At 65.1% G+C, this 18,630-nt stretch carries 16 protein-coding genes; 3 read left to right on the forward strand and 13 right to left on the reverse strand.

What is annotated here, in order from left to right:
* Position 1: 1 nt before the first annotated feature.
* From mgrA to K8M09_RS09465, 8 genes are all read right to left on the reverse strand, one after another.
* Positions 2–1,033, reverse strand: a complete 1,032-nt coding sequence (mgrA, locus tag K8M09_RS09430) for an L-glyceraldehyde 3-phosphate reductase (protein ID WP_160784484.1) — start codon at positions 1,031–1,033, stop codon at positions 2–4.
* A 221-nt stretch (positions 1,034–1,254) separates the two neighbouring features.
* The gene (locus K8M09_RS09435) at positions 1,255–2,388 is read right to left on the reverse strand and encodes a Gfo/Idh/MocA family protein (protein ID WP_160784485.1); all 1,134 of its coding nucleotides are present in this window, start codon (positions 2,386–2,388) and stop codon (positions 1,255–1,257) included.
* 11 nt (positions 2,389–2,399) lie between these two features.
* The gene (locus K8M09_RS09440; protein ID WP_160784486.1) at positions 2,400–3,161 is read right to left on the reverse strand and encodes a sugar phosphate isomerase/epimerase family protein; all 762 of its coding nucleotides are present in this window, start codon (positions 3,159–3,161) and stop codon (positions 2,400–2,402) included.
* A gap of 15 nt (positions 3,162–3,176) precedes the next feature.
* On the reverse strand, positions 3,177–5,630 hold the full coding sequence (locus K8M09_RS09445; protein WP_160784487.1) for a beta-mannosidase: 2,454 nt from the start codon (positions 5,628–5,630) through the stop codon (positions 3,177–3,179).
* 153 nt (positions 5,631–5,783) lie between these two features.
* Positions 5,784–6,872, reverse strand: a complete 1,089-nt coding sequence (locus K8M09_RS09450; protein ID WP_160784488.1) for an ABC transporter ATP-binding protein — start codon at positions 6,870–6,872, stop codon at positions 5,784–5,786.
* Between the two features lie 3 nt (positions 6,873–6,875).
* Complete coding sequence (locus tag K8M09_RS09455; protein WP_160784596.1) at positions 6,876–7,808, reverse strand: carbohydrate ABC transporter permease; 933 nt, start codon at positions 7,806–7,808, stop codon at positions 6,876–6,878.
* Positions 7,777–8,679, reverse strand: coding sequence for a carbohydrate ABC transporter permease (locus K8M09_RS09460; RefSeq protein WP_160784489.1), 903 nt, complete (start codon positions 8,677–8,679; stop codon positions 7,777–7,779). The genes K8M09_RS09455 and K8M09_RS09460 overlap by 32 nt, the downstream gene beginning before the upstream one ends.
* A 74-nt stretch (positions 8,680–8,753) precedes the next feature.
* The gene (locus tag K8M09_RS09465) at positions 8,754–9,989 is read right to left on the reverse strand and encodes an ABC transporter substrate-binding protein (RefSeq protein ID WP_160784490.1); all 1,236 of its coding nucleotides are present in this window, start codon (positions 9,987–9,989) and stop codon (positions 8,754–8,756) included.
* 401 nt (positions 9,990–10,390) lie between these two features.
* On the opposite strand from K8M09_RS09465, the gene K8M09_RS09470 reads away from it, so the two are divergent.
* Positions 10,391–11,434, forward strand: coding sequence for a LacI family transcriptional regulator (locus K8M09_RS09470; RefSeq protein WP_160784491.1), 1,044 nt, complete (start codon positions 10,391–10,393; stop codon positions 11,432–11,434).
* Positions 11,435–11,541: 107 nt separating this feature from the next.
* On the opposite strand, the gene gndA is transcribed toward K8M09_RS09470, so the two are convergent.
* The 5 genes from gndA to ccoG all read right to left on the reverse strand — a co-directional run bounded on the left by gndA (position 11,542) and on the right by ccoG (position 17,652).
* Positions 11,542–12,972 carry an NADP-dependent phosphogluconate dehydrogenase gene (gndA, locus tag K8M09_RS09475; RefSeq protein ID WP_160784492.1) on the reverse strand — a complete coding sequence of 477 codons (1,431 nt, stop codon included), beginning with the start codon at positions 12,970–12,972 and terminating at the stop codon, positions 11,542–11,544.
* Between the two features lie 168 nt (positions 12,973–13,140).
* Positions 13,141–13,296 carry a cbb3-type cytochrome oxidase assembly protein CcoS gene (gene ccoS / locus K8M09_RS09480; RefSeq protein WP_160784493.1) on the reverse strand — a complete coding sequence of 52 codons (156 nt, stop codon included), beginning with the start codon at positions 13,294–13,296 and terminating at the stop codon, positions 13,141–13,143.
* Positions 13,293–15,587, reverse strand: coding sequence for a cation-translocating P-type ATPase (locus K8M09_RS09485; protein WP_160784494.1), 2,295 nt, complete (start codon positions 15,585–15,587; stop codon positions 13,293–13,295). Before K8M09_RS09485 ends, ccoS begins: the two co-directional genes overlap by 4 nt.
* Positions 15,584–16,084 carry a FixH family protein gene (locus K8M09_RS09490; RefSeq protein WP_380733982.1) on the reverse strand — a complete coding sequence of 167 codons (501 nt, stop codon included), beginning with the start codon at positions 16,082–16,084 and terminating at the stop codon, positions 15,584–15,586. The genes K8M09_RS09485 and K8M09_RS09490 overlap by 4 nt, the downstream gene beginning before the upstream one ends.
* Positions 16,081–17,652 (reverse strand): cytochrome c oxidase accessory protein CcoG, encoded by a 1,572-nt coding sequence (gene ccoG, locus K8M09_RS09495; RefSeq protein WP_160784496.1) that lies wholly within the window; start codon positions 17,650–17,652, stop codon positions 16,081–16,083. The genes K8M09_RS09490 and ccoG overlap by 4 nt, the downstream gene beginning before the upstream one ends.
* Before the next feature lie 187 nt (positions 17,653–17,839).
* Between ccoG and K8M09_RS09500 the strand changes: the two genes are divergently transcribed.
* Together K8M09_RS09500 and K8M09_RS09505 are read left to right on the forward strand one after the other, a co-directional pair.
* Positions 17,840–18,256 carry an SRPBCC family protein gene (locus tag K8M09_RS09500; protein ID WP_160784497.1) on the forward strand — a complete coding sequence of 139 codons (417 nt, stop codon included), beginning with the start codon at positions 17,840–17,842 and terminating at the stop codon, positions 18,254–18,256.
* Positions 18,253–18,609, forward strand: a complete 357-nt coding sequence (locus K8M09_RS09505; RefSeq protein ID WP_160784498.1) for a VOC family protein — start codon at positions 18,253–18,255, stop codon at positions 18,607–18,609. The genes K8M09_RS09500 and K8M09_RS09505 overlap by 4 nt, the downstream gene beginning before the upstream one ends.
* Positions 18,610–18,630 lie beyond the last annotated feature (21 nt).

Below are 18,630 nucleotides of genomic sequence, written 5' to 3' on the forward strand. Positions count from 1 at the left end.
GTCAGTCGCGTTCGGCGGAGCTGGCCCACAGGTTGATGTCGGCCTCCCTGGCGTAGACATCGATCTCGGCCAGTTCCTCGGCGGTGAAATCGGGGTTTTCCAGCGCCTTGACGCAATCGACGATCTGCGCGGAGCGGCTGGCGCCGATCAGCGCCGAGGTGATGCGACCGCCGCGCAGCACCCAGGCGAGCGCCATCTGCGCCAGCGTCTGGCCGCGCTTTTCGGCGATGGCGTTCAGCTTGCGGATATTGTCGAGGATTTCCGGGCGGATGAAGTCCTTCTTGAGGAAGTGGTTCAGCGCCGCGCGGCTGTCGCCCGGAATGCCGCCGAGATATTTCGTGGTCAGCATGCCCTGCGCCAGCGGCGAGAAGACGATGGAGCCGATGCCGAGGTCTTCGAGCGTATCGACGAGGCCGTCGTCCTCGATCCAGCGGTTGAGCATGGAATAGCTCGGCTGGTGGATGAGGCAGGGCGTGCCGAGATCCTTCAGGATCGCGGCGGCCTCGCGGGTGCGCTGCGAATTGTAGGAGGAGATGCCGACATAGAGCGCGCGGCCGGAGCGCACGATATGGTCGAGCGCGCCGCAGGTCTCTTCCAGCGGCGTATCCGGGTCGAAGCGGTGGGAGTAGAAGATATCGACATAGTCGAGGCCCATGCGCTTCAGACTCTGGTCGCAGGAGGCGATTAGGTACTTGCGGCTGCCCCACTCGCCGTAAGGACCCGGCCACATGTCGTAGCCGGCCTTGGAGGAGATGATCAGCTCGTCGCGCAGCGCCTTGAAATCGGTGCGCAGGATTTCGCCGAAGGCGATCTCGGCGGTGCCGGCCGGCGGGCCGTAATTGTTGGCGAGGTCGAAATGGGTGATACCAAGGTCGAAGGCCGTGCGGCACATGTCGACCTTGCGGTCATGCGGCGTGTCGTCGCCGAAATTGTGCCAGAGGCCGAGCGAGATCGCCGGCAGCTTCAGGCCGGAGCGTCCCACGCGGTTGTAGGTCATCGTGTCGTAACGGTTTTCCGCCGGCTGCCAGGCCATGGTCGCGTTCCTTTGTCTGCATTTGGATTGTGCCTGCATAGCGCTCCCGTGCCGGTATTAACAAGGGGCTTTTGCCCCTCGCCCTAACCCTCTCCCCGCAAGCGGGGAGAGGGGACGTGCCCCACGCAAGGCTGGAGATGTGGGAAGCCGGCGAGGCATATCCCTTCTCCCCGCTGCGGGGAGAAGGTGGCCGGCAGGCCGGATGAGGGGCAGCGCCGCCACTATCGCAGCAGCGACCGCGCCTCCTCGATGCCCAGCGCAGCCGGTTGGGTGCAGGTGGTCACGATGTCGATCGCCCTGCCCTCGTCCGCCGAGCGCAGGATCGCCGTCAGCACGTCGATCGTGTGCAGCGAGCGGTCGAGCGAGCAGCGATAGTCGCGGCCGGTCGTCACCGCCTCCATCATGTCGGCAAGGCCGATGCCGCGGTAATTGGCCTGCTTGCCCCAGTCGAACTGGTAGTTCTGCGCGGTCAGCGGATGATCCCAGACCTCCACTTCCTTCGGCTCCTTGTCGTCGCCGGCGACCTCGACCTTGCCGCCGAAGAAGTTCGGGTCCGGCACGAAGACCGCGCCATCGGTGCCGTAAAGCTCCATGTTCTGGTGGCGATGCGCCCAGACGTCCCAGCTCGCCATCAGCGCGATCTGCGCACCGCTGACGAATTCGAGGATGGCATGGATATTCGTCGCGACCACCACCGGCACCTTTTCGCCAAGGCGCGGGCCGTTGCCGATCACCCGTTCCCCGCGCGCCTTGTTGGCGAGCGCCACGACGCGCTTCACCGGGCCGACGAGGTTGACGAGATTGTTGACGTAATACGGCCCCATGTCGAGGATCGGCCCGCCGCCCGGCGCGAAGAAGAAGTCCGGGTTCGGGTGCCAGCTTTCCATGCCCGGCCCCAGCACATGCGCCGTGCCCGACATGATCTTGCCGAGCTTGCCGCTATCGATGAGATGGCGCACGAACTGGTGCGCGCCGCCGAGATAGGTGTCCGGCGCCGAGCCGACCTTCAGGCTCTTCGCATCCGCGATGCGGCGCAGGTCCTCGCCCTGTTCGAGCGAGAGCACGAAGGGCTTTTCCGAATAGACGTGCTTGCCCGCTTCCAATGCCTGTTTCGAGACGGGATAATGCGCCTCGGGGATCGTGAGGTTCACGACGACATCCACCTCGGGATTGGCGAGCAACGCGCCGATCTCCTGCGCCGGCACGCCGAACTCTTCCGAACGCGCTTTGGATGCGGCGGGATTGATATCGGCGCAGGCGACGAGCTTCAGGTTCCTGAAGGTCGGGATCAGCTTGAAGTAAGCGCCCGAAATGTTGCCGCAGCCGATGATGCCGACTCCGTATTCCTTGCTCATGACGCAGCTCCTCAGAATGCCTTGACGGACGCGATGGAGCGGGTGGCAAGCCGGGCGATATCCTTCGGATTGTCGTGCTCCACGATGTAGTGGCGGACCGGCGTGCCGGCGAGCGCCTTGGCGAGATCGCCCCACGGAACGGTGCCGTGGCCGACATCCGCCCAGCCGTCCTCGTCGGCGTTCTCACCCTTCGGCGCGATGTCCTTGACATGCACGGCGGCGATACGGTTGCCGTATTTCGCGATCCACGCGAAGGGATCGGCGCCGCCGCGGATGATCCAGGCGATATCCGCCTCCCAGGCAAGGTCCGGCCCGCCTTCGAAGAGGTGATCCTGCGGCACAGAGCCGTCGGGCAGCGTGAAGAATTCGAAATCGTGGTTATGCCAGCCGAAGGTGAGACCCGCCGCGCGGATCGGCACGCCGGCCTTCTGCAGCCGCTCGCCGAGCGCGCGCCAGCCGGCGGCGTCCGTCGGGCGCTCCTCGGGCGTCAGGTAGGGGCAGTAGACCGCCTCGATGCCGAGCGTGCGGCAGATCGCGATCACGCGGTCCGGCTCGGCCTCCAGCATGTCGAGGCCGAAATGGGCGGTCGGCATGGCGAGGCCGTTGGCGTCGAGATCGGCCTTGATCTGCTGGATGGCGGCATCGTCAAGCGCGGCGTAGAGCGCGCTGTAGCCTTCGACCTGCTTATAGCCGGCATCGGCGAGGATGCGGAACACCTCGGCGAAGGGCTGGAAGTTGCGGGCGCTGTAGAGCTGGAAGCTGACTGTCTGCATGATTGTCTCCTCAAACTATTCGATATTCGTCTGGCAGGAATGGAGATCCAGCCAGCTAAACTGCGGAACCACACCGCTTTGCGCGGGCGTGAAGATGACGGTGCGGCGCTCGCCGGCCGTCAGGTCGAAGGCATTGTCGGACCAGCGGCCGGCAACGTCCGCCTCGAGCATGACGTGCAGCGCAAGGCCGGTGGCGGAAGCCGTGACCGTGAAGGCGCCGTCGTCGCGCGGCGCGGCGTCGAGCGTCAGGCCGGAGGCTGCAAGGTCGAGCGCCTTGTAGTTGACAGAGACGTGATGCCCCTCGCCCTTCATGCCGTTAGAGGCCTCGAAGGACCAGAAGAGCAGCGTGTCTTCCGGCAGGTCGGCGGCAAAGACGGAGAACAGCATCTCCGCCTTGTCCGGCCCGCAGGCGCCCTCGGCGCTGCGATAGGGCCGGCGCTCGCCGGAAAGCGAGACGAGCCAGGTGTCGAGCCTGATGGAAACCGCCTCCGCCGTGTCGTTGACGACGGAAAAGCCGATGGTCTCGCCGTCCTTCGAGGGAATGGCGGTGACGGCGACAGGCTGGAAGAAGCGGCGCACCATGTAGTGCATCGCCTTCCAGCTTCCGCCGTAGTCGAGGCTCGACCAGGAGGCGACCGGCCAGGTGTCGTTGAGCTGCCAGTAGAGCGTGCCCATGCAATGGGGCTTCAGCGAGCGCCAGTATTCGACCGCCGTGCGGATGGCGAGGCCCTGCTGGATCTGGCTGAGATAGACGAAGCTCGGAAAATCCTTCGGGAAGCGGAAGTAGCGGAACATGGTGCCGGCGATGCGCTCATTGCCGCCGTCGTTCTTCTGGTGGCTCTCCATGACCGGAGAGGCGATGTTCATGTCCTTGCGCTCGGCGAAAGTCTTCATGACAGGCATGGACGTGTAGGACTGGAAGCCGAATTCCGAGCAGAAGCGCGGGCGCACGGTGCGGTAATTGTCGAACGACTTGTTCTCGTGCCAGACGGACCAGTAATGCATGTCGCCGGAACCGTCCGAATGCCAGGCATCGCCGAAATCGAGATAGCCGGAGGCCGGGCTGGAAGGCCACCAGATCGCGCCCGGCGCAGCCTTCTTCATCGCCACTTCGATGGTGCGGTTGAGGCGGTCGTAGGAGACGAGGTAGCGGTCGCGGTTCTCGCGGCTGGCATCGAACCATGTCAGCGCGCCGACCAGTTCGTTGTCGCCGCACCAGAGCACGACGGAGGGGTGCGAGGCGAGACGCCTCACCTGATAGTCCACCTCGGCCGCGACATTGTCGAGGAAATCGACGGTCGAGGGATAGAGGTTGCAGGCGAACATGAAGTCCTGCCAGACCATCAGGCCCATCTCGTCGCAAAGGTCGTAGAACCAGTCCGGCTCGTAGAAGCCGCCGCCCCAGACGCGCAGCATGTTCATGTTGGCGTCGACGGCCGATTGCAACAGGTCGCGCACGCCGGCGGGCGTGATGCGCGAGGGCAAGGCGTCGGCCGGGATCCAGTTCGCACCGCGGCAGAAGATTTCGCGGCCGTTGACCTTCAGCGCGAAGCGGCTGCCGGCCTCGTCCTTGTCGGTGATCAGCTCGACCTGCCGCAGGCCGATGCGGCGCACGACCGTCCCGGCCGGCGTCTCGACGCGCACGGCATAGATCGCCTGCTCGCCATGCCCCGCCGGCCACCAGAGTGCCGGCTTTTCGATGCGGAACATGTGGGTAAGCTGCGTCTCGCCGGCATTGACGCCGATATCGAGCCGCACCCTCTCCTCGCCGAGCGCGAAATGCACCGGCATGATGCCCGGCTCGGCGGCGTGGAACGTGGCGGTGACATAGAGATCGACCGCGCCGTCCGCATGGTGGAACTGCCGGGTCGTGACATGCTCGATGCGGGCGACGACCAGCTTGCGCAGGGTGATTTCGCCATAGATGCCGAGCGGGGCGAGCGCGATGTTCCAGTCCCAGCCGAAATGGCACTGGGGCTTGCGCAGCATGTTGCCGTTGGGGATTGGCGAATTGCCGGGATGCCAGGGAATGAAGAAGGGCTGCTCCGCCTGCCGCACCGCGCCGGCCGCGATACTGGAATGGATCAGCACCTTCACCGTGTTCTCGCCGGCCTTCAGCGCATGGGTGACGTCGGGCCGGTAGCGGCGGAAACAATTGTCCGTGTCCTCGACCAGCACGCCGTTCACATAGACGGAGGCGACGGTGTCGATGCTGCTTATATCGAGATACCAGTCGCCCTCCAGCATTTCGGGGGCAAGGTCGAAGCTGCGCTCGATGGCCCAGTCCTTCTCCGCCACCCATTGCACGTCCCGCTCGTTGCGGCCGGCATAGGGATCGAGGATGAGGCCGGCGGCGAGAAGCGCGCTGTGTACGTCGCCGGGCACGCGCATCGGCGCGCTGTGCTCGGCGTCGGTGCTGGCGAGCTGCCAGGTGCCGGAGAGGTCGATGGTGTCGGGTGTCTGGGTCATGGTGTGATCTCTGAATCTCGCGGGTGGGGCCAGCCCCTCACCCTGCCCCTCTCCCCTCAAGCAGGGAGAAGGAAAGCAATGTTGCCGCATGTCTCCTTCTCCCCGCTCGCGGGCAGAAGATGGCCGGCAAGCCGGATAAGAGGCAGCCGGCCTCTAGATCCGCTCCTCCGTCTGCGCATCGAACAGCGACGCCAGCCCCATGTCGAAGGAGAGTTTTACCGCCGTGCCCGGCGCAAAGCGTCGTGCGCCGGCGACGCGGACGGACATGGTATGGCCGGCGTGCTTCAGCCAGAGCAGGTTGTCCGCCCCCATCGGCTCCTCGATATCGACGGTCGCCTGATGGGTCTCGATGCCGGCAAGCGCCTCATTGACCTTCACATGCTCCGGCCGGACGCCGAGCACGACCTTGCGGCCCGGCTGGAGCGCCTCGCCGGCCGCATAGCCATCGAGCGAAACGTCGACGCCGTTCACCGTGAAGACCGGCTTACCGCCCTTTTCCACGATCTCACCGCGCAAGAAATTCATCGAGGGCGAGCCGATGAAGCCGGCGACGAACATGTTCTTCGGCGCATTGTAGATCGTGTTCGGATCGGCAAGCTGCTGGATGACGCCGCTCTTCATGATGGCGATGCGGTCGGCCAGCGTCAGCGCTTCGATCTGGTCATGGGTGACGTAGATCATCGTGTTCTTCAGCGACTGGTGCAGCCGCTTGATTTCGACGCGCAGCTCCGAACGCAGCTTCGCGTCGAGATTGGACAGCGGCTCGTCGAACAGGAAGACGTCGACATCGCGCACCAGCGCCCGGCCAATCGCCACGCGCTGGCGCTGGCCGCCTGACAGTGCCGAGGGCTTGCGCTTGAGGAGCGGGCCGATCTGCAGGATTTCGGCGGCGCGGGCGACGCGCTTGTCGATCTCCGCCTTCGGCATCCTGGCGACCTGCAGGCCGAAGGAAAGGTTCTTCTCCACCGTCATCTGCGGGTAGAGCGCATAGGACTGGAACACCATGCCGATGCCGCGATCCTTCGGCTCCTCCCAGGTGACGTTCTTGTCCTTGATGAAGATCTGCCCGCCGGTCGGCTCCAGCAGGCCGGCGATGCAGTTGAGCAGGGTCGACTTGCCGCAGCCGGACGAGCCGAGCAGCACGAGGAACTCGCCCTCGCCGATATCGAGGTTGAGGTCCTGCAACACGTTGACCGAGCCGAAGGAGAGCGAAAGGTCCTTGATGGAAACGGAATGCTGCATGGCTTAACCCTTGACTGCGCCGGCGGCGATGCCGCGGACGAAGAGCCGTCCCGACACGAAATAGACGATGAGCGGGACCGCGCCTGTCAGAAGCGTCGCGGCCATGTTGACGTTGTATTCCTTCACCCCCTGCACGGAGTTGACGATGTTGTTGAGCTGCACCGTCATCGGGTAGGTATCCGGCCGGGTGAAGACGACGCCGAAGAGGAAGTCGTTCCAGATGCCGGTGATCTGCAGGATCATCGCCACGACGAAGATCGGCATGGACATGGGCAGCATGATGCGCAGGTAGATCTGCCAGAACCCTGCCCCGTCGATGCGCGCCGCCTTGAACAGCTCTTCCGGCAGGGACGAGAAGTAGTTGCGGAACAGCAGCGTCAGTATCGGCATGCCGAAGATCGTGTGCACGATGACGAGGCCGGTGAGCGTGCCGTAGATGCCCATCTCGCGCAGCACGATGACGATGGGATAGATCATCACCTGATAGGGAATGAAGGCCCCGACGATGAGGATCGTGAAGAAGATGTCGGCGCCCTTGAACTTCCAGTTGGCGAGCGCATAGCCGTTGACCGAGGCGACGAGGATCGAGATCAGCGTCGAGGGAACGGTGATGCGCACGGAATTCCAGAAGCCGCGCGAAAGGCCGTCGCAGTTGAGGCCCGTGCAGGCGGTCGCCCAGGCCTTGGCCCAGGGTTCGAACGTGACTTCGACCGGCGGCGAGAAGATGTTGCCGAGGCGGATTTCCGGCATGCCCTTCAGCGACGTGACGACCATCACGTAGAGCGGCAGCAGGTAATAGAACGCTGCGACGAGGAGCGTGCCGTAGAGCATGATGTTGCGGCCGGAGAGCGCGCGGCGGGGCTTTGCGCCCCACGGCTCGGAGCCGGTCTTGAGGGCGACGGTATCAGCCACGCTTGCGTCCTCCGAATTCGAGATAGGCCCACGGCACGATGATGATGGCGACGGTGACGAGCATCATGGTGGAGGCGGCGAAGCCCTGGCCGAGATTCTGGGCGAGGAACATGTAGTCGTAGACATATTTGGCCGGCACTTCGGACGAAATGCCCGGCCCGCCGCTCGTCTGCGCCACCACGAGGTCGTAGACCTTGACGATGCCGCTCGCGATGATGACGAGCGTGGTGATGAAGACGGGGCGCATCATGGGAACGACGATGAAGAGATAGGTCTTCCACATCGGAATGCCGTCGACGCGCGCGGCCTTCCAGATATCCTCGTCGATGCCACGCAGGCCCGCCAGCAGCAGGCACATGACAAGGCCCGTGCCCTGCCAGAGGCCGGCGATCAGCACGCCGTAGATGACGATCTCGGCATTATAGAGCGGATCGAAGGCGAAGCTCTCCCAGCCGAGCGCGCGCACCACGGACTGGATGCCGAATTCCGGGTTGAGGATCCATTGCCAGACGAGGCCGGTGACGATGAAGGACAGCGCGAAGGGATAGAGGAAGATCGTGCGGAACGTGTTCTCGAAACGGATCTTCTGGTCCATCAGCGCCGCCAGCACGAAGCCCATCACGAGGCTGAAGATCAGCGTGAGGACGCCGTAGATGGCGAGGTTCTCGATGGAGACGATCCAGCGCGGCGCGCTCCAAAGCCGTTCATACTGGTCGAAACCGACGAACTTGGCGCGCGGCAGCAGCTTGGAATTGGTGAACGAGTAGACGACCGTCCAGATCGTGCCGCCGAGAAAGATGACGACGGCGGTGAGCATCATGGGAATGGAAGCAATCTTGGCGTTCAGATTGCGAAAAAGTCGGCTGGGGCGACCGGTGTGTGCCTGGCCCGTCATGGGTCACTCCTCCTTGGTCTTCATCGGGGGTGAACGGCCGGCGGAAAACCGCCGGCCCTGTCACGCGCGCCCGATCACTCCGCCGAAGCGATGATCTCGGCAAAACGCTTCTGGGCGTCTTCCGGGGTCAGCGACGGGTTGGCGAAGAACTCGGAGAAGAGGTCTTCCTTCTGCTTCTGGCTGTCGGCCGACAGAAGCTGGTCGGCCCCCTCGATCACATTGCCCTTGGCAAGAATGTCGAGGCCCTTCTTCATGCAGTCGTTGGCGGCGGCGAGGTCGACGTCGCCGCGCACCGGCAGCGAACCCTTCTTCAGGTTGAAGGCGACCTGCACGGCGGGGCTCACCAGCGTGGAGGCCAGCACTTCCTGCGCCTTGGACTTTTCCTCGTCCTTGAGCAGCGGGAAGTAGAAGGCGTCGCCCCCGGTCGAGATGATCTCGTTCACGCCGAGGCCGGGAAGGCAGGTATAGTCCTTGCCCGCCGTCTGGCCGGCCAGCGCGAATTCGCCCTGCGCCCAGTCGCCCATGATCTGGCCGCCGGCCTTGCCGGTGATGACCATGTTGGTGGCCTGGTTCCAGTCCTGCACATTCGTGCCCTTGGACATGCGGCGCGCATCGTCGGCCGCCTTGAAGACCTTGGCGATCTCCGGGCCGGCGGCGACATCCGCATCCTTGTCGCCGAATACCTTCTGGTAGACGTCCTTGCCGGCGATGGCGACCATCAGCACGTCGAACGCGCCGGCCGCCTGCCAGGCCTGCCCGCCGATGGCGAGCGGCACGATGCCGGCCTTTTCCAGCGCGGGAGCGGCGGCGACGAACTCGTCCCAGTTCTTCGGCACGGCGACGCCGGCCTTCTCGAAGGCGGCGTTAGACAGCCAGAGCCACTGCCAGGAATGAATGTTGACCGGCGCGCAATAGATCTTGCCGTCGATCGTGCAGCTATCGAGCAGGCTCGACGGCTTGATGACCTCTTTCCAGTTCTCCCTGGTCGCGACATCGGTGAGGTCGCGCATCAGGCCGGCCTCGACGAGCTCCTCGGCCTGACGGCCATGGTTGAACTGCGTGGCGGCCATCGGGTCGCCGCCGGTGATGCGGCTGATCATGATCGGACGCGCCGTGGCGCCCGAGCCGGCAATGGCGCCGTCGACCCACTTGTTGCCAGTGGCGTCGAAGGCCTTCGCCAGTTCGGCGACCGCCGCGGCTTCCCCGCCGGAGGTCCACCAATGGGTTACTTCGAGATCGGTCGCATTGGCTGCGGCGAACGGCAGGACCACGGTCGCTGCCAGCATAGCAGCCATAAGGCGAATTTTCATGAGTCTCCTCCCTCACTGAAACGTTGCAGTAAAAACGTAGACCAATCGATTTAAACACGCAACCGGGCCGGGACCGCATTTGCGCGTTTTCTGTCGGATGCCCATCGTCTGCGGTGGATAACGCCATGTGACGGAGGTCAGGAATAACAATCAATATATTGTTTTTGCTGTACTTTTATGCATATTAATTCTTGCCGTGAAAAGGCGGCCCGGGCATGGAGAATTTATCGTTTTGTAGCACGGCCTGCGGTAAAAAAGCGAAAAACGGGATGCCCCCGGAAAATTCGACTCGACAAAACACCTGTATCGTTTCAGATTTACAGGCACTCCCCACGGGGAGTGGCGAGCGTGGTTAAAATATGTATAACCAGCCGCCAATACGAAGGATGGGCAGGCAGGGGATGGACAGGACGAAAAGCGATGGCCGCACCGCAGCAACTGCGCCCTCCAGCGAGCGGCCAACGCTGAAGACGATCGCCTTCATGACCGGCCTCGGCATCACCACCGTGTCTCGCGCCCTCAAGGATGCGCCCGACATCAGCAGCGAGACGAAGGAGCGCGTGCGCCTCGTCGCCCGGCAGATCGGCTACCAGCCCAACCGGGCGGGCGTGCGCCTTCGAACCGGCAAGACCAATGTCATCAGCCTCATCCTCAGCCTCGAGGAAGAGATCATGGGCCTGACCAGCCCGATGGTGGTGGGCATTTCGGAAGTGCTGGCCGCCACGCAGTACCATCTCGTGGTGACGCCTTACCGCACGCAGGGCAACGCGCTCGATCCGGTGCGCTACGTGCTGGAGACCGGCGCGGCCGACGGCGTGATCATCTCGCGCACCGAGCCGAAAGACCCGCGCGTCGCGCTGATGATGGAGCGCAACTTCCCCTTCGTCACGCATGGCCGCACGGAAATGGGCCTCGCCCACCCCTACCACGACTTCGACAACGAGCGCTTCGCCTATGAGGCGGTGCGCAAGCTGGTCGAGCGCGGGCGCAAGCGGATCATGCTGCTCCAGCCGCCGCCATACCTCACCTTCTACCTGCATATGCGAGCCGGCTTCGAGAAAGGCATCCGGGATTTCGGCGCGACGGTCGTGCCCTTCAACGGCGTCGATATCGACCATAGCCTCGCCGAAATCCGCGCGGCCGCCGAAGCGCTGTTCGACGCGCCCGGCGCGCCGGACGGCATCGTCTCGGGCAGCGGCTCGGGCGCCATCGCGCTCATCGCGGCGCTGGAGGCCAAGGGCCTCAGGCTCGGGCAGGATATCGATCTCGTCTCCAAGGAGCCGCATGTCCTGCTGCAATGGTTGCGGCCGGAAGTGATGACCATGCGCGAGGACATCCGCCTTGCCGGCCGGGAACTGGCGAAAGCGGTTCTCGCCCGCATCGAGGGACGTCCACCGGAGGAGTTGCAGACGCTGAGCTATCCGATCCCGACGGGAGAGGTGTAACAGGTCGGCCCGGAGGAGCGGCCTTACCACGGACTGCCCTTACCTGCCTCAAACAAAACGGCCCGGTCTTGCAACCGGGCCGTTTCATTTCAAACATTCACCGAATCTCAGCCGTTCAGTCCCGAACCCCAGGGGCCGTGGTGGCTGTCCGCGCCGTCCACGCGGTCGAAGCCGTGCGCGCCGAAGAAGTCGCGCTGGGCCTGGATGACATTGGCGGTGCCGCGCCCGCGACGGTAGCTGTCGAAATAGCCGAGCGCCGAGGCGAGCGCCGGAACCGGCAGGCCATGCAGCGCGGCGGCGGAAACGACGCGGCGCAGCGCCCCGTCGGTCTCCTTGACCATGTCGGCAAAGGCCGGGGTGACGATGAGGTTGGCGGCGTCCGGCGTCTTCGTGAACGCGCCGGTAATGGCGTCGAGGAACTGCGAGCGGATGATGCAGCCGGCGCGCCAGATTTTTGCGATCGTCGGCATCGGCAGGTTCCAGCCATATTCCTTCGAGGCGGCGGACATGACGGCGAAGCCCTGCGCATAGGCGCCGATCTTGCCGGCGAGCAGCGCGCTTTCGAGGTCCTTGATGAAGGCGGCCCGGTCGGCGACTGCAAGCGCCGGAACGGCCGGCAGGCCGAGAATCGTTTCCGCCGCCTCACGCTCGCCCTTGAAGGAGGAGATGGAGCGGGCGGCGACGGCGGCCTCGATGCCGGTCGCCGGCACGCCCATGTTCTGCGCCTCGATGGCGGACCACTTGCCGGTGCCCTTCTGGCCGGCCTTGTCGAGGATCATGTCGACCATCGGATTGCCGCTGATCGGGTCCCTGGCGGCCAGCACCTTTTCCGTGATCTCGATGAGGTAGGATTCCAGACGTCCCTTGTTCCATTCGCCGAAGACGGCGGCGATCTCGGAGGCACTCATCTTCAGGCCGTCGCGCAGGATGCCGTAGATTTCGGCGATCATCTGCATGTCGGCATATTCGATGCCGTTATGGATGGTCTTGACGAAGTGGCCCGCGCCGTTCTCGCCGAGCCAGGCGACGCAAGGGTCGTCGTTGTACTTGGCGGCGATCGAGGTCAGCACCTTCTCGACGCGCTTCCACGAATCCTCCGTGCCGCCGACCATGATGGACGGGCCGTGACGCGCGCCCTCCTCGCCGCCGGAAACGCCCATGCCGATGAAGGTCAGGCCGGAATCCTTGAGGGCGTCGAAGCGGCGCATCGTATCGCGGAAATTCGCGTTGCCGGCGTCGATCATGATGTCGTTCTTTTCCAGGTAGGGCCGCAGCAGCTCCATCTGCTGGTCCACGGCCGCGCCGGCCTGGATCATGATGATGATGGGGCGCGGCGGGCGAATGGCGGCGACGAATTCTTCAATCGTCTCGCAGGGCACGATCTGGCCCTTGAGGTCGCCGGCCTCCTCGTAGAATTCCTTCGTGCGCGCCGCCGTGCGGTTGAACACCGCGATCCTGTTGCCCTTCTCGGCAATGTTGAGCGCGAGGTTCGACCCCATTACGCCAAGACCGATAAGACCGATTTCCGCCTGTGCCACGATAATGCCTCCGTAGGATGGCGCGGCGGGGAGTGCTTCGGACCTGTGCCGGAAACGCCGCGCGAAGAGAGAGTGGGGAGCTTAGCTCCAGCGCAGGTGTTTTGGCATTCAAATCGATTTACGACAAGCAATTGTTTGTTCGAACAGTGTTTTTAGAACCGCTCGAAATCACTGCCCCGGCTTGTCGTCGCCATCGTCGAGGACACGCCAGGCGGCCCCCTCGACATCGTCGTACTGGCCGCTCTTGAGCGACCAGAGAAAGGCGCCAAGGCCGAGCGCGCCGAGAAAAAGCGCGATGGGGATGAGGAAGATCAGCGTGTTCATGCGGCTTTCACCAGGGTCTTGACCGGACGCGCCTCGTCCGCCGCGCGGGCGGCGAAGGCCGGCAGCCGGCCGCGCAGGCGAAGCGAGTTCACCACCACGATGATCGAGGATGTGGACATGGCTATGGCGGCGATCAGCGGGGTCGCATGGCCGAGGATGGCGATGGGCACGGCGATGGCGTTGTAGCCGATGGCGAGCGCGAAATTCTGCCGGATGAGACGGCCGGCGCGGCGCGCGGTCTCATGGGCGAAGGGCACGGCCTCGAGGCTTTCATGCAGGAAGACGAAGTCCGCCGCCTGCCGGCCGACATCGGCGGCCGTCGCGGGCGCAATGGACACATGGGCAGCGGCGAGCGCCGGAGCGTCGTTGATGCCGTCGCCGACCATCAGCACACGATGGCCGGCCGCAGCGCGCTCAGCGACCGCCTCCGTCTTCTCGCGCGGCGACAGGGCGGCGCGCCAGCGGCCGATGCCGAGCAGGCCGGCAATGCGCGAGACGGCCGGTGCGCGGTCGCCCGACAGGATCGCCATGTCGATGCCGTCCCGCCGGAAGGCGGCGATGGCCTCGGCCGCCCCGGCCCGCAGCGCATCCTCGAAGCGGAAGGTTTCCAGCACCTTGCCGTTGCAGGAAAGGACGACTTCCGAAAGGCCGTGCGCCTCCTCGCCCGATACCGCATTGCCGCTGGCGAAGGCGCGGTTGCCGAGGCGAAGCACGCCCTGCGCCGTCACGGCTTCCAGACCGCCGCCAGCAACCTCCGTCACCGCGTCGATGACCGGCGCGGGGCCGGCATTGGCCCCGGCGAGCGCCATCGAGAGCGGATGGCGCGAATGGGCTGCGAGCGCGGCGGCAAGGGCGAGATAGGCGCGGTTCAGCGTCTCGCGGTCGACGAGGCGCGGCTTGCCGAGGGTGAGCGTGCCGGTCTTGTCGAAGACGGCGGTGTCGATCTCGGCAAGACGCTCCATGGCCGAGCCGTCCTTGACCATGACGCCGCCGGCAAAGAGCCGGCCGGCCGCGACCACCTGCACCACCGGCACGGCAAGGCCGAGCGCGCAGGGGCAGGTGATGATCAGCACCGCGATGGCGACGAGCATGGCATGCTTCCAGTCGCCGTCGAAAAAGCCCCAGCCGAGGAAGGAGGCAAGCGCCAGCAGGTGCACGGCGGGCGAATAGATCTGCGCGGCGCGGTCGGCGATGCGGCGATAACGCGCCCTGCCCCCTTCGGCCGCTTCCATGAGGCCGATGACCTCCGAGAGGAACGAGTTGCGCGCGGTGGCGGTGGCCTCGACGGTCAGCGAGCCGGTGAGGTTCATCGCCCCGGCTTCCAGCCGCGTGCCGGGCGCGGCGGCAAGCGGATCGCTCTCGCCGTTGACGATGGAGCGGTCGACATCGCTGACACCGGAAAGGACGCGGCAATCGACCGGAATGCGCTCGCCGGCGGCAATCGACAGGTGCTCGCCGACGGCGATCTCCTCGACGGGGCGATAGTCCCGCGTGCCGTCCGGCCCGACGACCATGGCCCCGCGCGGCGAAAGGCGGGCAAGGCCGGTGATGGCCGAGCGGGCGCGGTCGCGCATGACGTGGTCGAGCGTGCGGCCGATAAGCAGGAAGAACAGCAGGCTGACGGTCGCATCGAACCAGGCGTGCTCGGCGCTGTGCAGCGTCTCCCAGAGCGAGACGGCATAGGAAAGCGTGATGGCGAGCGCGATCGGCACGTCCATGTTAGTGCGGCCGTGGCGGACGGCGTTCCAGGCGGACTGGTAGAAGAAGCGGCCGGAATAGATCAGCGTCGGGCCGGCGATGAAGGCGGAAATCCAATGGAAGAGATCGCGCGTGGCGGCCTCCGCGCCCGACCAGACGGAGACGGAGAGCAGCATGATGTTCGTGGCGGCAAAACCCGCGACGGCGACGGCGCGAATGAGCTGGTTGCGCAGTTCGTCGCCGCCCTCGGCGGCGAGCGAGAAGAGATGCGTGTCGTAGCCGGTGGCGCGGATGGCGGCGGCGAAGCCCTGCGGGTCCGTGCGCCGGCCCTCGACCTCTTCCTTCCAGACGACCGAGACGCGGCGGGTGGAGAGATTGACGCGCGAGCGAACGACCTCCGGCAAGGCGTTCAGCGCGCCCTCGACGGTGGTAATGCAGGTTCCGCAATGCACGCCCGGCACACTCAGATCGCTCTGGCGCATCCCCTCGCCCACCGGACGGCTGGCGAGCATCAGCTCTTCCGAGGACGGCAGCGCGTGGCTTGCACGCTCCGCTTCCATCGCGCCTTCGGTGCCGGGTGCGCAGCAGCTCATTTCGCGCCTCCCGCGACGACCATCCGCAGCGTCTGGTGGAATACCTTCCGGCCGTCCTGCTTCGTGCTGATATCGATGACCCACTGGCCGGGAAGGATATCGCGCTCGGCCGTGAACAGGCCCTGCCCGGCCGGCTGGAGCGCGAGGGTGAAGTCCTCCCGCTCGTCCACCGGGCGCTTGAAGACGGCGGAAACGTCGTTTGCGACGATCGGCGCGCCCTTGGCGTCGACCACGCGATAGGCGACGCGGCCGCCCTCGATGGCGAGGCTGCCCTCGATGCCGCTGGCGGCGAGCGCCTTGGCCTCGGCGACCTTGCCGTTGAACTCCTGGCTGGCGACATAGGTGTTCTGCACCACGAGGCCGCTCCAGCTATGCGAGGCGTTCCAGGCCATGATGAGGTTGACCGTGATGATCGTTCCGAAGAACAGCACCATGACGCCCAGCATGTGCCAGCCGGTGAAGACGAAGCCCTGTTCCCTGCGTTCTGCGGCCATCACTTTGCTCCCGGCGTGTTGAAGTTGGCGGAATAGACGTCGCGCTCGTGGCCCTGCCGGTCCTCGGCGATAATCTGGAAGCCTTCGGCGGCTTCCGCAAGCCTGTCCTTCGGCAAGGTGACGAAAACACGCAGCGCCGTCACCTTGTCCGGGTCGACCGGCACGTCGACGATCCGGCCGTCCGCGCTGTCGTGACCGGCGACCTTCATCGTCGCGCCCGGCATGCCCTCGATGGAAACGGTGATGACGCGCGGCTCGGGAATCATGTTGAGCAGCTTTACGGCATAGCCGTTGCGGATCGAGCCGTCCGATTCGACGACGAATTGCGGGTTGCGGTCATGGATGACGTTGAGGTCCAGCCGGTCGCGCGAAAGCAGCGCGAAAAGGAGCGCCAGCCCCGCCAGCGACCAGACGCCGAAATAGAGCAGCGTGCGCGGGCGGAAGACGATACGCCAGTTGAAATGCCTGATCCTGTCGTCGAAGCGGCCATCGGCATCGCGCACCTGCTTCGGGTCGATCGGCGCGCTGCCGCCGGCGGTCGCCAGCGCCATGTTGGCCGAATAGTCCGAAAGGGTCGCATAGGCGATCAGGCCGCGCTCCTTGCCGAGCTTGTCCATCACGTTGTCGCAGGCGTCGATGCAGAGCGCGCAGGTGATGCATTCCATCTGCTGGCCGTCGCGAATGTCGATGCCCATGGGACAGACGACGACGCAGGCGTTGCAATCCACGCAGTCGCCGACGCTCTCGCCCGCGGCGGCCGCCTTCTTGGCATGGCGGGTGCGCGGCTCGCCGCGCCAGTCGTTATAGGTGACGACCAGCGAGCTTTCGTCGAGCATCGCCGCCTGGATGCGCGGCCAGGGGCACATATAGGTGCAGACCTGCTCGCGCATCAGGCCGCCGAAGACATAGGTCGTGGCCGTGAGGATGGCGACGGTGATGTAGGCGACGGGCGGCGCCTGCAAGGTCGCGAAATTGACGAGCAGCGTCGGTGCGTCGGCGAAATAGAAGATCCACGCGCCGCCGGTCGCAACGGCGATCACCAGCCAGATCGCGTGCTTGCTGAGGCGCTTCCAGATCTTGTCCAGCGTCCAGGGGCCGGTATCGAGCTTGATGCGCGCATTGCGGTCGCCCTCGATGGCGCGCTCCACGACGAGGAAGAGATCGACCCAGACGGTCTGCGGACAGGCATAGCCGCACCAGGCGCGGCCGACGGCCGAAGTGACGAGGAAAAGCCCGAAGCCCGCCATGACGAGCAGGCCCGCCACGAAGAAGAACTCCTGCGGCCATATCTCGATGAAGAAGAAATAGAAGCGGCGGCCGGCAAGATCGACCAGCACCGCCTGGTCGGGCGCATGCGGGCCGCGATCCCAGCGAATCCAGGGCGTGAGATAGTAGATGCCGAGCGTGAACAGCATCACCAGCCACTTGAACTGCCGGAACCGGCCCTCCGCGCGCTTCGGGAAGATTTTCTTGCGCTTTTCGTAAAGCGGTTTGCGCACCTTGGCGGAGTTGACGGGTTCCGCCTCGTGGCGCTCGACGGAATTGTAGATGGTGGTGGAATTCTGCTGCATGGGATCGGCCGCACCTGTCGTTGTGCCGGCACAATGACGCCAAGCGAGGCCGCTATCGTTGATCTACGTCAAGTTTTCGGCGGAGCGAGGCGTGGCGGGTTGCCGCACGGATTCGCCTGCCGCGCATGTTCTCTTTTTGTTCGACATATGCCACGCGCTCTTCTATTGTCGGGGAAAGGAGACAGCCATGGCCCCCCTTCCCGCCCGCATCATCCACCGCTCGGTGCGGTGCGACTGGCGCATGCTCTACGATTTCGCCGCGCAGCCGCAGAACATGCCGCGCTGGGCCTCGGGCCTCGCATCCGGGCTGACGCGCGACGGCGAGGACTGGATCGCCGATGGCGGGCCGGTCGGCAAGGTCCGCGTGCGCTTTGCACCGGCGAACGATTTCGGTGTCATCGACCATCGGGTGACGCTGCCCGACGGCCGGCATGTGGACAACGCGCTGCGCGTCGTGCCCAACGGCGACGGCGCGGAGGTGATGTTCACGCTGCTGCGGCAACCGGATATGGACGATGCGGCCTTCGAATCGGACGCCGCGCATGTGGCGCGCGACCTCGATGCGCTGGCAGGATTGATGGAAGAAAGGGAGACACGGGAATGAGCGGCAAGGGCGCGGATCGCAAGATCGACTATATCGAATTCAACGTCGCGGATATCGCGAAGAGCAAGGCCTTCTACGGCGGCGCCTTCGGCTGGACCTTCACCGACTACGGCCCGGAATATTGCGAATTCCAGGACGGACGCCTCACCGGCGGTTTCACGACGCTCGCGCCGGTCAACGCCGCCGGCGGGCCGCTCGTCATCCTCTTTGCCGACGATCTGGAAGACACCCTCGCCCGCGTGGAAACGGCCGGCGGCAGGATCGTCAAGCCGATCTTCGCCTTTCCCGGCGGCCGGCGCTTCCAGTTCGCCGACCCGGATGGCTACGAGCTTGCGGTCTGGAGCGACAAATAAAAAGGGCCGCGCAAGGCGCGG

The organism is Shinella zoogloeoides, assembly GCF_020883495.1.
In the GTDB taxonomy this organism is placed as follows: Bacteria; Pseudomonadota; Alphaproteobacteria; order Rhizobiales; family Rhizobiaceae; genus Shinella; species Shinella zoogloeoides.

Coding starts and splice junctions, on each gene's coding strand:
- K8M09_RS09450 (WP_160784488.1), bottom strand. CDS start 6,872: ATGCAGCATTCCGTTTCCATCAAGGACCTTTCGCTCTCCTTCGGCTCG.
- ccoG (WP_160784496.1), bottom strand. CDS start 17,652: ATGCAGCAGAATTCCACCACCATCTACAATTCCGTCGAGCGCCACGAG.
- K8M09_RS09505 (WP_160784498.1), top strand. CDS start 18,253: ATGAGCGGCAAGGGCGCGGATCGCAAGATCGACTATATCGAATTCAAC.
- K8M09_RS09440 (WP_160784486.1), bottom strand. CDS start 3,161: ATGCAGACAGTCAGCTTCCAGCTCTACAGCGCCCGCAACTTCCAGCCC.
- K8M09_RS09500 (WP_160784497.1), top strand. CDS start 17,840: ATGGCCCCCCTTCCCGCCCGCATCATCCACCGCTCGGTGCGGTGCGAC.
- K8M09_RS09470 (WP_160784491.1), top strand. CDS start 10,391: ATGGACAGGACGAAAAGCGATGGCCGCACCGCAGCAACTGCGCCCTCC.
- mgrA (WP_160784484.1), bottom strand. CDS start 1,033: ATGGCCTGGCAGCCGGCGGAAAACCGTTACGACACGATGACCTACAAC.
- K8M09_RS09485 (WP_160784494.1), bottom strand. CDS start 15,587: ATGAGCTGCTGCGCACCCGGCACCGAAGGCGCGATGGAAGCGGAGCGT.
- K8M09_RS09465 (WP_160784490.1), bottom strand. CDS start 9,989: ATGAAAATTCGCCTTATGGCTGCTATGCTGGCAGCGACCGTGGTCCTG.
- K8M09_RS09445 (WP_160784487.1), bottom strand. CDS start 5,630: ATGACCCAGACACCCGACACCATCGACCTCTCCGGCACCTGGCAGCTC.
- ccoS (WP_160784493.1), bottom strand. CDS start 13,296: ATGAACACGCTGATCTTCCTCATCCCCATCGCGCTTTTTCTCGGCGCG.
- K8M09_RS09435 (WP_160784485.1), bottom strand. CDS start 2,388: ATGAGCAAGGAATACGGAGTCGGCATCATCGGCTGCGGCAACATTTCG.
- K8M09_RS09460 (WP_160784489.1), bottom strand. CDS start 8,679: ATGACGGGCCAGGCACACACCGGTCGCCCCAGCCGACTTTTTCGCAAT.